Consider the following 13,129-nt stretch of genomic DNA (forward strand, 5'->3'; position numbering starts at 1 on the left):
ATCTCGGCGATGCGCTCGACAACCCTGTGCGGCACGGCGACCGCCGCCTGAGCGGGGCGGTGACGTACCTTCAGGCGCTGCCGCTCGCCAGGCTCTTGATCCGGCGGGCCGGTGCTCCTCCCCACAATTCGTCAGGCGGGATCACGGTGTCCATCGCGACCACCGAACCGCCGGCGACGATGGCGCGTTCGCCGACGATGACGCCGGGCATCACCACGGCATTGACGCCCACCGTTGCGCCGCGCCTGATCTCCACCGGCTTGAGGATGATGCGCCCGCTGACGATCGCATGGGCCGTGACGACCGATCCCTGCCCGATGATGGCCTCGTCGCCGATCCGTATCAGATGCGCATCCACCAGCGTGCCGCCCAGCGCGATGTCACGCCCCACGGTGGCGCCGAACAGCTTGGCCACCAGCGGGCGGGCGAACATGCTGGTGAACGGGCGCAGGGCGCTGCAGCCGAACTCGTAGCTCACCGTGTACAGCTTCCAGGCGGTGAACACCGGGCTGTCCATCGCATAATCGCCGGGGCCGAGACCGCTGCGCCGGATGACGATGTGCCCGGCGAGTGCGGCACCCAGGCCGAAGCCGAGCAGCGCCAGTGCCAGATCGGCGATCGGGAAGTAGGGGCCGAGCAGCGGGCGCGTGAGCCAGAACGAGCCGAGCCCGGCAAGGCCGAGTGCCAGAGCGGAAAGCACCGTCAGCAGGACGGTGGACAGGACATAGTCAAGCCATTGTGTCTTCACGTTCCACCCACCCGGATGATCCATGTCGGGGCAGCGTCCACACGGCGGTTGCCCATTCGCGCGCGGCCGTTTTCCGATGTCGATACCCATAAAAGAAAAGAGCCCTTGCGGGCTCTTTTCCAGTCCGTCGACGAGGCCGCCCGGATGACGACCTCGCCAGGCGGTAGCGCTCAGGCCTGGCGGCGGCGGCGGGCACCCACCATGCCGAGGGCGCCGAGGCCCAGACCGAACAGCGCCATGCTCGCCGGTTCCGGCACGACCGCATCGACCGACGAGTTGAAGTCGGTGCTGAAGATGAAGTCCGGGCCGCCGTCGGCGCCGCTCGAGCCGTTGATCGTGCCGAGCACCGGCACGATGCTCGCCGCACCGGTGCTGTCGGTGAACAGCTTCGCCGGGTTGACCGTCGTGAACGGGTCGATCAGCGAGATCGCCGAGGTCTGGAAGGTCAGCAGCGGCAGGTTCTTGAAGAACGCGCTGTCGACGGTGGTCGGCGGCAGGTCGACGATGATGTCGTCCTGCGAGCCGCTACCGGACACCGTCTGCTGGCCGGCCCAGTTGTCCGCTCCGAACTTGTCGAGCAGGCCGACCGAGGTCTGCGTGCTGCTGAAGATGCCGTTGTTGGCGGTCACGGTCGACTGCAGGATGCTGGTGCCGTCGCCGAAGCCGAGGCCGGTGAGCTGGTCGGAGTTGGCGGTGCCGTCAAAGAACAGCTCGACGAAGTTCGTGCCGCCGGACACGAACTTGAACGATGCGGCACCCAGCGGACCGACCAGCGAGGCGCCGGTGACCTTCTCCTTGAAGCCGACGATCACGGTGATCTCTTTGCCGGGAGCCATCAGATCCATGTCGAACTGCGTGACGCCGCCGAGCGTGCCGGCGCGCAGCTTCGCCATCGTGTAGACCTGGAACTCGGTTTCGACGCCGGTCGCCAGGAAGGTCTTGATCGCAGTGTTGCCGCCGACGGCGAGCACGCTGGTCGGACCCCAGTCGAGGTTGTCGACGGTGTAGGTGCCGAGCGGGCCGGCACCGTCCGGATCGAACAGCAGGGCGGCGTTGGCAGCGATCGGCGTCGCCAAGGCCAGGGCCAGGGCCGTGGAAAGCTTCGTGAACTTGGTCATTTGTCCCGTTCTCCAGTCGCAGACATTTGTGATTGCAGGGCCCTTGGGCCTTCACGCCTGTTCTTAAAGCAGAGGGCATGCCATAAAAAAAACGGCTTTCCGTGCAAAAGGTTAAGAGCGAATCGCCAATCAAGGCCGGCTTTGTGCCGATGCCTATGTAAAAAACATCGACAAGGTTCCGCAGCGCGCGCGGACGAGCGCGCTGCGTGATCGCTCATTTGACGCGCATGCCCGGTGTTGCGCCGGTGTCGGGCGCGAGCAGGAAGATGCCGCCGGCATCGTCGCCGGCGGCGAGCACCATGCCTTCGGAGACGCCGAAGCGCATCTTGCGGGGCGCGAGGTTGGCGACGACCACGGTCAGGCGTCCCACCAGTTCGTCCGGCGTGTACTTCGCCTTGATGCCCGCAAAGACCGTCCGGGTTTCGCCGCCGAGATCGAGCGTGAGCCTGAGCAGCTTGTCGGCTTCGGCCACGGCTTGCGCGGCGTCGATGCGGGCGATGCGCAGGTCGACCTTCATGAAGTCGTCGATGGCGACGGTCGGGGCCAGCGGCGCCACGGCGGCGGCGGGGGGAGGAACTGCGGCCGTGGGCGCGAGGCTTTCACGCGAGTCGGCGAGCAGCGCCTCGACCTGGGCCGGGTCGATGCGGGCGAGAAGGGGCTTGAACGGGGCGATGACGTGGCCGAGCAGCGGCGTCTGCAGGTCCGTCCAGTGCGGCTGCGGCGTGGCGAGGAATTCGGCGACGTCCGCGGCCAGGCGCGGCAGCACCGGGGCGAGATAAACCGCAAGGGCACGGAACAGGTTGATGCCCTGGGTGCACACGGCCTGTACGTCGTGGCTGCGGGCGGGGTCCTTGGCGAGCACCCAGGGCTTGTGCTCATCGACATACTGGTTGGCGCGGTCGGCGAGCGCCATCACTTCGCGCATCGCGCGGCTGAATTCGCGCCGTTCGTACGCTTCGGCGATGGAATCGCCGGCTGCGACGAAGGTCGCGTAGAGCGAGGCGTCGGGCAGTGCCGTCGCCAGGCGCCCGTCGAACTGGCGGTTGATGAAACCGGCGCAGCGGCTGGCGATGTTGACGAACTTGCCGACCAGGTCGCTGTTCACGCGCAGCTGGAAGTCGTCCAGGCTGAGGTCGATGTCGTCGACGCGATCCGACAGCTTGCTCGCGAAGTAGTAGCGCAGGTACTCGGGGCGCAGGTGGTCGAGGTAGGTGCGGGCCTTGATGAAGGTGCCGCGCGATTTCGACATCTTCTGGCCGTTGACGGTCAGGAAGCCATGGCAGAACACCGCGCTCGGCTTGCGGAAGCCCGCGCCGTGCAGCATCGCGGGCCAGAACAGCGTGTGGAAGTAGGCGATGTCCTTGCCGATGAAGTGATAGAGCTCGGCGCTGGAGTCGGGGCGCCAGTAGGCGTCGAAGTCGAGCCCGGTGCGATCGCAATAGTGTTTGAAGCTCGCCATGTAGCCGATCGGCGCGTCGAGCCACACGTAGAAGTACTTGCCGGGCGCACCGGGGATCTCGAAGCCCCAGTACGGCGCATCGCGCGAGATGTCCCAGGCCTGCAGGCCGTCGTGGAACCACTCCGCCAGCTTGTTGGCGATTTCGTGCTGGATGTGGCCTTCCGCGATCCAGGTGCGCAGCGTGTCCTCGAAATCGGCCAGGCGGAAGAAGTAGTGTTCCGACTCGCGTTCGACCGGCGTGGCGCCCGACAGCACCGAGCGCGGGTTGCGCAGGTCGGTGGGGGAATACGTGGCCCCGCAGACCTCGCAGGCATCGCCGTACTGATCGGCGGCGCCGCAGCGCGGGCACTCCCCCTTGATGAAGCGATCCGGCAGGAACATCTCCCGCTCCGGGTCGTAGCTCTGGCGGATCGTGCGCCGCTCGATGTGTCCGGCGGCGTCGAGGCGTGTGTAGATGAGCTCGGCGAACCGGCGGTTTTCCGGCGAGTGGGTCGAGTGGTACTGGTCGAAGGCGATCAGGAAGCCGTCGAAATCGGCCTGATGCTCGGCACCGATGCGTGCGATCAGTTCGGCGGGCTCGATTCCTTCCTGCTGCGCGCGCAGCATGATGGGCGTGCCGTGCGCGTCGTCGGCGCAGACGTAGGTGCAGCGGTGGCCGCGCAGTTTCTGGAAGCGCACCCAGATGTCGGTCTGGATGTATTCGACGAGGTGGCCGAGGTGGATCGGGCCATTGGCGTAGGGCAGGGCGCTGGTAACGAGGATGTGCCGGGCTGGGGTCGACATGGCTGCGTGCTGGCCTTGGAAAAATGTCGCGGAGTGTATCGCATCGCGACCGGCCTCAGCCGTGCCTTGACACGCACGGGTGTCCACCCGGGGCCCGTGCGTGTGGAGGGCGCGCAAAAGAAAACGGCGGCCCGCAGGCCGCCGCTGTGTAAAGCAATCCGACAGCGTCGATCAGGCGGTCTTGCGACGGCGCGCAGCACCGATGCCGGCGAGACCCAGGCCGAGCAGCGCGACCGAGGCCGGTTCCGGCACGTGGATCGCACCGTTGGCGAGGAACGAGCCGTCGATGACGCCGTTGGCGTTGCTCGGGGGCAGGCCGCCCTGGCCCGACTGCAGGTCGAGCAGGTTCAGCGCACCGCTGAAGCCCTGGCCATTGACGTCGGTTTCGGTCACTTCGATGGTCCACGCACCCTGCGACAGGGTGTGGTGAACGGTCACCGAACCATCACCGATGATCGCCGACAGGATCGGGCTCAGGATCGGGCCGAAGAAGATGCCGAACAGGGGCTTGAACGCGGCAGCGCTCATCGTGAAGTCGCCGCCGGTGACCGGGTTGCCATCGGAGGTGAAGGAGCCATTCGTGAAGTCATACACGAAGTGCTTGCCGCTGATGTCGGTGTAGCCGAAGTTGGCGCTCGCCAGATCGACCCACGCACCGTGGGTGTCGGACGTCAGTTCGGGGCCGGGGATCTGCGGGATGTAGTCGACGTTGAACACGCCGTTGCGCTGGATGGTCCACTGCCCGGGGGGCGGGATCGTCAGGTCCAGCGAGCCGGTGAGGCCGGTCAGCGTCGCCGTGAAGGTGTTCGGGTTGCCGTCATTGTCATTCAGGCCGAAACCCCGGATGTCGAAGTTGCCCTGAAAGTTGTTGGCGTACGAGTAGTAACCGGCGTTGGCGGCGCTGGCGCCCAGCAGCAGCGCGGTACCGACGGCGGCGGAAAGAAGGGTCTTCTTCATGCTTACGATCCCTTGAGTGAAGTATTCGGGGGCGATGACCGACACCTGCCTGCCGGTCACGGTAAAGACCGCGATGGCCTGTGCCTGTGGTCAGCAACAAGCGGGCCACGTTTGCTCAAATGGCTGAATTTGATGCTGTTAATGCCCTGCTTGACGGCCCCTGAGCGGCTCCGTGGCGGTGGTGCTGTAAAGTATCATGACGGTGTGTCCGGCGACCTGCCGGCAGGGGGGCTCGCTATAATGCGCTGGGCTCGCGTGCAGGGGGTGCGCGACGGTGGCAGGTTCGGAAATCAGGCATGAACGAGAAGAAATACGACGTGATCGTCATCGGCAGCGGTCCCGGCGGTGAGGGCGCGGCGATGAAGGCCGCCAAGGCCGGCAAGCTGGTGGGGGTCGTCGAGCGGTACGCGCAGGTGGGCGGGGGCTGCACGCACTGGGGCACGATCCCGTCGAAGGCGCTGCGCCACGCCATCAACCGGATGATGGAGTTCAACCGCAATCCCCTGTACCGCAGCCTGGGGCAGGTCGCGCGCTTTTCCTATCCGGAGTTGCTGAAGACGGCGGAGACGGTCATCGCGCAGCAGGCGGCGATGCGCCGCGATTTCTACACGCGCAACCAGATTCCGGTGCACCGCGGCTTCGCCTGCTTCCTCGACGCCCACACGATCGAGGTGCGGGCCGCCGGGAGCCAGCCGCCGCAGCGCCTGCGTGCCGATTACTTCGTGCTCGCCACCGGCTCGCGTCCGTACCGGCCGGACGACGTCGATTTCAACCACCCGCGGGTGTTCGACAGCGACACCATCCTCAGCATGCCGTACACGCCGGACTCGATCACGATCTACGGCGCGGGCGTGATCGGCTGCGAATACGCCAGCATGTTCCGCAACATGGGCTGCAAGGTGGACCTGGTCGACACGCGCCAGCAACTGCTGTCGTTCCTCGACGACGAGATCGCCCATGCGCTCGGCTATCACCTGCGCGACCAGGGGGTGGTGATCCGCCACAACGAGACCTACGAGCGCGTGGAGCCGCAGTCGGACAGCGTGGTGCTGCAGCTGAAGTCGGGCAAGCGCATCCGCAGCGACGTCGTGCTGTGGGCCAACGGGCGTACCGGCAACGTCCAGCAGATGGGGCTGGAGGCGCTCGGCATCAAGCCGAACCGGCGCGGCCAGCTCGACGTCAACGTCAACTACCAGACCGCCTTGCCGCACATCTACGCCGTGGGCGACGTGGTCGGCTACCCGAGCCTCGCCAGCGCGTCGTACGACCAGGGGCGTTTCGCGGCGTCGCACATCGTGCAGGGCCACTGCGACAGCCATCTGGTCGAATTCATCCCCACCGGCATCTACACCTCGCCCGAGATCAGTTCGGTGGGGCGGACCGAGAGCGAGCTCACCGAAGCCTGCATCCCCTACGAGGTGGGCTACTCGTGGTTCAAGAACCTGGCGCGGGGCCAGATCACCGGCAAGACGGTGGGCATGCTCAAGCTGCTGTTCCATCGCGAAACGCTGGAGATCCTCGGCATCCACTGCTTCGGCGACCAGGCGGCCGAGATCGTCCACATCGGCCAGGCGATCATGTCGCAGCAGGGTGCGGCCAATTCGCTGCTCTACTTTGTCAACACCACGTTCAACTACCCGACCATGGCCGAGGCCTACCGCGTCGCGGCGCTGAACGGCCTCAACCGCGTGCACTGACCCCGCCGCTGCCGCGCGGCCGCTTTGCTGCAGGAGCCCGAACGCATGGACATCACGCCGTATCTGAAGCTGATGGTCGACAAGGAGGCGTCGGACCTCTTCTTCTACGTGGGCGCGCCGGTCAACATCAAGATCGAAGGGCAGGTGATGCCGATCGGGCAGACGCCGCTCAAGCCCGGTGCCGTGCGCGAGCTGGCGTACTCGCTGCTGAGCGATGCCCAGGCTGCCGAATTCGAGCGCGACATGGAGCTCAACTTCGCGCTGTCGGTGACCCAGGTCGGGCGTTTCCGCGCCAACGTGTTCCGCCAGCGCGGCGAGGTGTCGATGGTGATCCGCTACATCAAGCAGCGGATCCCCAAGATCGTCGACCTCGGCCTGCCGCCGGTGCTCGCCAATCTGGTGATGGAGAAGCGCGGGCTGGTACTGCTGGTCGGCGGCACCGGTTCGGGCAAGTCGACCACGCTCGCGGCGATGATCGACCACCGCAACGAGCAGGCCGCGGGCCACATCCTGACGATCGAGGACCCGATCGAGTTCGTGCACCACCACAAGCGTTCGGTGGTGGGCCAGCGCGAGGTCGGCATCGACACGCACAGCTACGGCGCCGCGCTGAAGAACGCGCTGCGCGAGGCGCCCGACGTGATCCTGATCGGCGAGATCCGTGACCAGGACACGATGAAATACGCCCTGGCGTACGCCGAGACCGGCCACCTGTGCCTGTCCACCCTGCATGCCAATCATTCGAGCGGTGCGCTCGACCGCATCGTCAACTTCTTCCCCGAAGGCGCGCGCCAGCAGTTGCTGCTCGACCTGTCGATGAACCTGCGGGCGATCGTCTCGCAGCGCCTGATCATCGGCGTCGACGGGCGGCGCGTGCCGGCCGTGGAGGTGCTGCTGAACACGCCCTACATCAGCGAGTTGATCCTCAAGGGCAAGATCGAGAGCCTCAAGGAAGTGATGGGGCAGGGCACCGAGGTCGGCATGCAGACCTTCGACCAGTCGCTCTACCAGCTCTACAAGGAAGGCAAGATCAGCCGCGACGAGGCCGTACGCAATGCCGATTCGCGCAACAACGTCAGCCTGCAGATCCGCCTGTCGGAAGGGCTGCAGGGGCAGCCGCCCGCGCTCGGCCTGGCGGACGGCGCCGGTCACGCCGACGGCGCGCCGTTCGAGCTGCAGGCCGGCAGCCTCGGCATCAAGCCGCCGCGCTGAATCCACACCATAGCCACGGCCGGCGGCGGGCCCGCCGCCGGCCACACCGTCCGGAACCGTCGATGACCCCGCGCTCTTCCGCCGCTTTGCGGCTTGCGGCCCGCATGGCCGACATCGCCCCGTTTCACGTCATGGAACTGCTGGCGCGCGCCCAGGCGCTCGCCGCCGCGGGGCGCTCGATCATCCACATGGAGGTCGGCGAGCCCGACTTCAGCAGCGCCGAGCCGATCATCGCCGCAGCGTGCCGGGCGCTCGCCGCCGGGCATACGGGCTACACGCCCGCCACCGGCCTGCCGGAGCTGCGCGCCGCGATCGCCGGCGATTACCGCGAGCGCTACGGCGTCGAGATCGACCCCGCGCGCATCGTGGTGACCCCGGGCGCCTCGGGGGCTCTGCTGCTCGCGACCGGGGTGCTGGTCGACCCCGGCGACGAGATCCTGCTCGCCGATCCCAGCTACCCCTGCAACCGGCACTTCGTGCGCTTCTGCGAGGGGCGGGCGGTCGGCGTGCCGGTCGGCGCCGACAGCGACTACCAGCTCACCCCCGAGCGGGTCGAGGCCCACTGGGGGCCGCGTACGGTGGCGGCGATGCTGGCCTCGCCGTCCAACCCGACCGGCACGCTGGTGTCGCGTCCGGCGCTCGAGGGCGTGCTCGACGTCGCCCGCCGTCACGGCGGGCGCCTGATCGTCGACGAGATCTACCACGGCCTGGTCTACGACGAGCAGCCCGCGACCGCGCTCGCGAGCGGTGACGATGTCTTCGTCATCAACAGCTTCTCGAAGTACTTCGGCATGACCGGCTGGCGCCTGGGCTGGCTGGTGGCGCCGCAGGAATGCGTGCGCGAAGCCGAGAAGCTCGCGCAGAACCTGTTCCTCGCCGCGTCCACGCCGGCGCAGCATGCCGCGCTCGCCGCCTTCACCCCGCCGGCGCGGGCGATCTTCGAGGCACGGCGCGAGGCGTTCCGCCAGCGCCGCGACTTCCTGCTGCCGGCGCTGCGCGAGATCGGCTTCGGCGTGCCGGTGACGCCGCGGGGCGCCTTCTACATCTACGCCGATGCCAGCCGCTTCACCGACGACAGCTACGCGTTCTGCTTCCGGCTGCTCGAGGAAACCGGCGTGGCGATCACCCCGGGCATCGATTTCGGCAGCCACGAGGCGGCGCGCTACGTGCGCTTCGCCTACACCACCTCGCTCGAGAACCTGCAGGAGGCGGTCGAGCGCCTGCGCCGTTTCCTCGGCCGCCCGTGAGCGTCCGGCCTCAGCCCTCGCGGACGTAGCTGCCGGGTGCCGCCGGCAGGTCCGCGTCGAGCGGCACGGCGTCGCGCCAGTCGCCGCAGCGCGCGTGCAGCCAGGCGGTCCAGTCGTCCCACCACGAGCCCGGCACCTTGGGCGTGGCGCTGCGCCAGGCTTCGGCGTCGCGCTGGCCGCCGGCATCGCCCACCCAGTAGCGGCGCTTGGGGGGATCGACCGGCGGGTTGATGATGCCGAGGATGTGCCCCGAGGTCGCCAGCACGTAGCGCACCGGCCCGCCGACCAGCGCGCAGGTGCGGAAGGTCTGCTGCCACGGCGCGATGTGGTCCTGCTCGCAGCCGACGGCGTACAGCGGCTGCGTGATGCGGCCGAGGTCGAGGCGGCGCCCGCCGAGCTCGAGCGCGCCCGGCTGCGCCAGCCGGTTGCGCAGGTACAACTCGCGCAGGTACCAGCCGTGCATCGCCGCCGGCATGCGGGTGGTGTCCATGTTCCAGAACAGGATGTCGAAGGGCGGCAGTTCCTCGCCGTACAGGTAGCCGTGCACCACGTAGTGCCAGATCAGGCTGTTCGGGCGTAGCAGGCGGAAGCTGCGCGCCATCTCGGCGCCGTCCAGGTAGCCCTTCGCCGCCATGCCGCGCTCGATGAAGTCGACGGCCTCGTCCGACAGGAACACCGCGATCTCGCCCGGATCGGCAAAGTCCGTCAGCGTGGTGAACAGCGTCCAGTGCGCCACCGGTGCCGCGCCGGCCGGGTCGGCGGCGCACCACGCCATCAGGCTGGCCAGCGTGGTGCCGCCGAGGCAGTAGCCGGCCGCGTGCACCTGCTCGACGCTGCAGACCGCGCGCGCGGCGGCCACCGCGGCGAGGGCGCCGCGCAGCAGGTAGGCGTCGAAGCCGGTGTCGCGCAGCGCCGGCCCGGGGTTCTTCCAGCTCGTCACGAACACGGTGAAGCCCTGCGCCACCAGGTGGCGCACCAGGCTGTTGTGCGGGCGCAGGTCGAGGATGTAGTACTTGTTGATCCACGGCGCGATGAGCACCAGCGGCACGCTGCGCACCCGGGCGGTCGTCGGCGCGTACTGGATCACTTCGAGCAGTTCGTTGCGGTACACCACCCGCCCCGGCGTGGTCGCGAGATCGCTGCCGATGGCGAAGGCGTCGGGCTCGACCATGCGGACGTCGCCGGCGGCGAGGTCGCGGGTGAAGTGGGCGAACCCGCGCGTGAGGCTCTTGCCGCCGCTCTCGACGCAGCGCTGCAGGGCGACCGGGTTGGTCCACAGGCAGTTGCTCGGCGCCAGCGCGTCGAGCCACTGCCGCACCCAGAACGCCGCGCGCCGGGCGGTGCGGGGGTCGAGCCCGGGGGTGGCGAAGATCGCGTCCTGCAGCCAGCGCGTCTGCAGCAGGTAGAGCTGCTTGAGGGCGTCGAAGCCGGGGTGGCGGGTCCACGCCGGGTCCTGGAAGCGCTCGTCGAAGGCGATCGCCGACACCACGTCGGCGCTCTCGGCGCCGAGCAGGTGGCGCCAGTGCTGGCACTGCACGGCGAGCAGGTCGGTGCCGAGGCGGGTGAGCGAGGCGGCGAGCGCCCCCGGATGGGCGAGCCAGGCGGCGGCGGTGTCCTGGCAGGCGCGGCCGATGCCGAACGGGTCCAGGGCGGCGGCGGCGGGCGGTGTCTCGGTGGCGGTCATGGCGCAGGCTCCGGTGGCACGACTCAGAACGCAGTCTAGCCGGCCGGGCGCCCGCGCCGCCGTTCAGCCGTGCGGCCTCACAGGTAGGGCGGGGTGCAGGCGCTGATGATCTCGCACTCGTCGGTGCCGATGTTGCGGAAGCGGTGCGGGATGCGGCTGCTGAAGTGGTAGGCGTCGCCCGGGCCGAGCACCTGGCGGCGATCGCCGACGGTGATCTCGATGTGCCCGCGCAGCACGATGCCGCCCTCCTCGCCGTCGTGGCGCAGCATGGCCTTGCCGGTGTCGGCGCCGGGCGCGTAGTGCTCGTGCAGGATCTGCAGCACGTGGCCCTGCATCGCGCCGACCTGGCGGAACGACACCGCGCCGCGGGTCAGCCGTACCAGTTCGTCGGCGTGGAAGAACACCTGGTCCTGCGGTGGCTGTTCGAGCGCGAAGAACTCCGCCAGCGTCATCGGGATGCCGTCGAGCACCTTCTTCAGTGACGACACGGACGGACTGTTCTTGTTCTGCTCGATCAGCGAGATGGTGCCGTTGGTGACGTTGGCGCGGCGCGCCAGTTCCCGCTGCGACAGCCCCTGCGCCTCGCGCACGGCGCGCAGGCGGGCGCCGACATCGAATCCGATCTCGTCCACCGCTGCGGTGTTCGGCTGTGTCTCGTCGGTGCCAAGCATGCTTCAGCCCTCGATTTCCGTGCGGGGCAGGGTGTCGCGCCGCCACAGTTCTAACAGAACGACTACGCTGCTCACAGGCGGCCGCTGGTGCGCTCGTCGCACCGTCGCCGTGCAGCGGCGGGCCCCATGATTGTTGAAAAAAATTAGCTTCATGATTTCAAAGTAAAAAATAAATGGCACAGGCTGTGCTTTTGGCCGTTCGGCGAATGAATCGGTTCCCGCAGCGTGAGTTTAGAGCGTCAGGGGTAAAGATTGTCTAGATTTTTAAACACTGCTAGTCTTGAAATCCGATGCCACGAAGCGGCAGGGCGCTTTTGTCTCGCGCCCGGCCATGTCGGCAGGCGATGCCAAGGCCGGTGCGACACCACGAAACGAACAACCCTGGAGGATGCCCATGGCGAATGATTCCGGCGCCGACGTGCTGGTCAGCTTCAAGGACGTCCAGAAGACCTACGACGGCGAGCACCTCGTCGTGAAGAACCTGAACCTGGACATCCGCCGCGGCGAGTTCGTGACGATGCTGGGCCCTTCGGGATCGGGCAAGACCACCGGGCTGATGATGCTGGCGGGATTCGAGAACCCCACGCACGGCCAGATCCTTCTGGAGGGGCGGCCGCTGCACAACCTGCCGCCCTACAAGCGCAACATCGGCATGGTGTTCCAGAACTACGCGCTGTTCCCGCACATGACGGTCGAGGAGAACCTCGCCTTCCCGCTGCAGGTGCGCAGGCTCGGCGCCGACGAGACCAGGCGCAAGGTCGCCGCCGCCCTCGACATGGTCAAGCTCGGCCACCTCGCCAAGCGCTACCCGGCGCAGATGTCCGGCGGCCAGCAGCAGCGCATCGCGCTCGCCCGCGCGCTGGTGTTCGAACCCAAGCTGGTGCTGATGGACGAGCCGCTGGGCGCGCTCGACAAGCAGTTGCGCGAGCACATGCAGCTGGAGATCAAGCACCTGCATCGCGACCTCGGCCTCACTGTGGTGTTCGTCACGCACGACCAGAGCGAGGCGCTGACCATGTCGGACCGCGTCGCGGTGTTCAACGAGGGCGTGATCCAGCAGATCGACAGCCCCGGAAACCTCTACGAGCACCCCAGGAATTCGTTCGTCGCCAACTTCATCGGCGAGAACAACCGCCTGCACGGCACGGTGGGCACGGTCGACGGCGAGCTGTGCACGGTGCGCCTCGATGACGGCACCCAGCTGCGCGCCAAGGCGGTGAACGTCGGCGGCGCCGGCAGCGCCACCACGCTGTCGATCCGCCCCGAGCGCGTGGTGCTCGGCACGGCGACCAACAGCGCCGCGCTGGAAAACCATCTCTCCGGGCGCATCCTCGAATTCATCTACCTCGGGGATCACGTGCGGCTGCGCGTGAGCGTGGCCGGTCACGACGACTTCATGGTCAAGGTACCGATCGCCGACCTCGACCCCGCCTGGCGCGAGGGTGACCGTGTCGACGTCGGCTGGAAGGCGCTCGACATTCGCGCGCTCGACCCCATCGCGGCAGCCTGAGAAGCCGCGGCCGGTCCGCTCGGGACGAGCATTCCCGTGGTCG

The 13,129-nt window shown here is 67.9% G+C and carries 10 protein-coding genes; 4 read left to right on the forward strand and 6 right to left on the reverse strand.

Annotation, left to right across the window (positions count from 1 at the left end):
* Window positions 1-70 precede the first annotated feature (70 nt).
* The 4 genes from EV699_RS09930 to EV699_RS09945 form a co-directional block, all read right to left on the reverse strand.
* Window positions 71-838, reverse strand: a complete 768-nt coding sequence (locus tag EV699_RS09930; RefSeq protein WP_132542183.1) for an acyltransferase — start codon at window positions 836-838, stop codon at window positions 71-73.
* An 80-nt stretch (window positions 839-918) separates the two neighbouring features.
* Window positions 919-1,866 (reverse strand): PEP-CTERM sorting domain-containing protein, encoded by a 948-nt coding sequence (locus EV699_RS09935; protein ID WP_132542186.1) that lies wholly within the window; start codon window positions 1,864-1,866, stop codon window positions 919-921.
* Window positions 1,867-2,080: 214 nt separating this feature from the next.
* Window positions 2,081-4,108 carry a methionine--tRNA ligase gene (gene metG, locus EV699_RS09940; protein WP_132542188.1) on the reverse strand — a complete coding sequence of 676 codons (2,028 nt, stop codon included), beginning with the start codon at window positions 4,106-4,108 and terminating at the stop codon, window positions 2,081-2,083.
* A gap of 171 nt (window positions 4,109-4,279) precedes the next feature.
* On the reverse strand, window positions 4,280-5,065 hold the full coding sequence (locus EV699_RS09945; protein ID WP_132542191.1) for a PEP-CTERM sorting domain-containing protein: 786 nt from the start codon (window positions 5,063-5,065) through the stop codon (window positions 4,280-4,282).
* 296 nt (window positions 5,066-5,361) lie between these two features.
* Here EV699_RS09945 and sthA point away from each other — a divergent pair, with 296 nt between their 5' ends.
* The 3 genes from sthA to EV699_RS09960 all read left to right on the forward strand — a co-directional run bounded on the left by sthA (window position 5,362) and on the right by EV699_RS09960 (window position 9,221).
* On the forward strand, window positions 5,362-6,762 hold the full coding sequence (gene sthA / locus EV699_RS09950; protein WP_132542193.1) for a Si-specific NAD(P)(+) transhydrogenase: 1,401 nt from the start codon (window positions 5,362-5,364) through the stop codon (window positions 6,760-6,762).
* A gap of 45 nt (window positions 6,763-6,807) precedes the next feature.
* Window positions 6,808-7,974, forward strand: coding sequence for a PilT/PilU family type 4a pilus ATPase (locus EV699_RS09955; protein WP_132542195.1), 1,167 nt, complete (start codon window positions 6,808-6,810; stop codon window positions 7,972-7,974).
* Between the two features lie 62 nt (window positions 7,975-8,036).
* Window positions 8,037-9,221, forward strand: coding sequence for a pyridoxal phosphate-dependent aminotransferase (locus EV699_RS09960; RefSeq protein WP_132542197.1), 1,185 nt, complete (start codon window positions 8,037-8,039; stop codon window positions 9,219-9,221).
* A 10-nt stretch (window positions 9,222-9,231) separates the two neighbouring features.
* Here EV699_RS09960 and EV699_RS09965 read toward each other — a convergent pair whose 3' ends face one another.
* The gene (locus EV699_RS09965; protein ID WP_132542199.1) at window positions 9,232-10,905 is read right to left on the reverse strand and encodes a PHA/PHB synthase family protein; all 1,674 of its coding nucleotides are present in this window, start codon (window positions 10,903-10,905) and stop codon (window positions 9,232-9,234) included.
* A gap of 77 nt (window positions 10,906-10,982) precedes the next feature.
* Complete coding sequence (locus tag EV699_RS09970) at window positions 10,983-11,528, reverse strand: cupin domain-containing protein (protein WP_132542445.1); 546 nt, start codon at window positions 11,526-11,528, stop codon at window positions 10,983-10,985.
* A gap of 442 nt (window positions 11,529-11,970) precedes the next feature.
* On the opposite strand from EV699_RS09970, the gene EV699_RS09975 reads away from it, so the two are divergent.
* Entirely contained in the window at window positions 11,971-13,086 is a 1,116-nt protein-coding gene (locus EV699_RS09975) for an ABC transporter ATP-binding protein (protein WP_132542202.1), read from the forward strand.
* Window positions 13,087-13,129: the final 43 nt, after the last annotated feature.

The organism is Plasticicumulans lactativorans (assembly GCF_004341245.1).
Taxonomy (GTDB): domain Bacteria; phylum Pseudomonadota; class Gammaproteobacteria; order Competibacterales; family Competibacteraceae; genus Plasticicumulans_A; species Plasticicumulans_A lactativorans.

Bases quoted from the DNA above. Each gene is read 5' to 3' on its own strand.
- EV699_RS09930 (WP_132542183.1), bottom strand. From the start codon at position 838: ATGGGTATCGACATCGGAAAACGGCCGCGCGCGAATGGGCAACCGCCG.
- EV699_RS09935 (WP_132542186.1), bottom strand. From the start codon at position 1,866: ATGACCAAGTTCACGAAGCTTTCCACGGCCCTGGCCCTGGCCTTGGCG.
- metG (WP_132542188.1), bottom strand. From the start codon at position 4,108: ATGTCGACCCCAGCCCGGCACATCCTCGTTACCAGCGCCCTGCCCTAC.
- EV699_RS09945 (WP_132542191.1), bottom strand. From the start codon at position 5,065: ATGAAGAAGACCCTTCTTTCCGCCGCCGTCGGTACCGCGCTGCTGCTG.
- sthA (WP_132542193.1), top strand. From the start codon at position 5,362: ATGAACGAGAAGAAATACGACGTGATCGTCATCGGCAGCGGTCCCGGC.
- EV699_RS09955 (WP_132542195.1), top strand. From the start codon at position 6,808: ATGGACATCACGCCGTATCTGAAGCTGATGGTCGACAAGGAGGCGTCG.
- EV699_RS09960 (WP_132542197.1), top strand. From the start codon at position 8,037: ATGACCCCGCGCTCTTCCGCCGCTTTGCGGCTTGCGGCCCGCATGGCC.
- EV699_RS09965 (WP_132542199.1), bottom strand. From the start codon at position 10,905: ATGACCGCCACCGAGACACCGCCCGCCGCCGCCGCCCTGGACCCGTTC.
- EV699_RS09975 (WP_132542202.1), top strand. From the start codon at position 11,971: ATGGCGAATGATTCCGGCGCCGACGTGCTGGTCAGCTTCAAGGACGTC.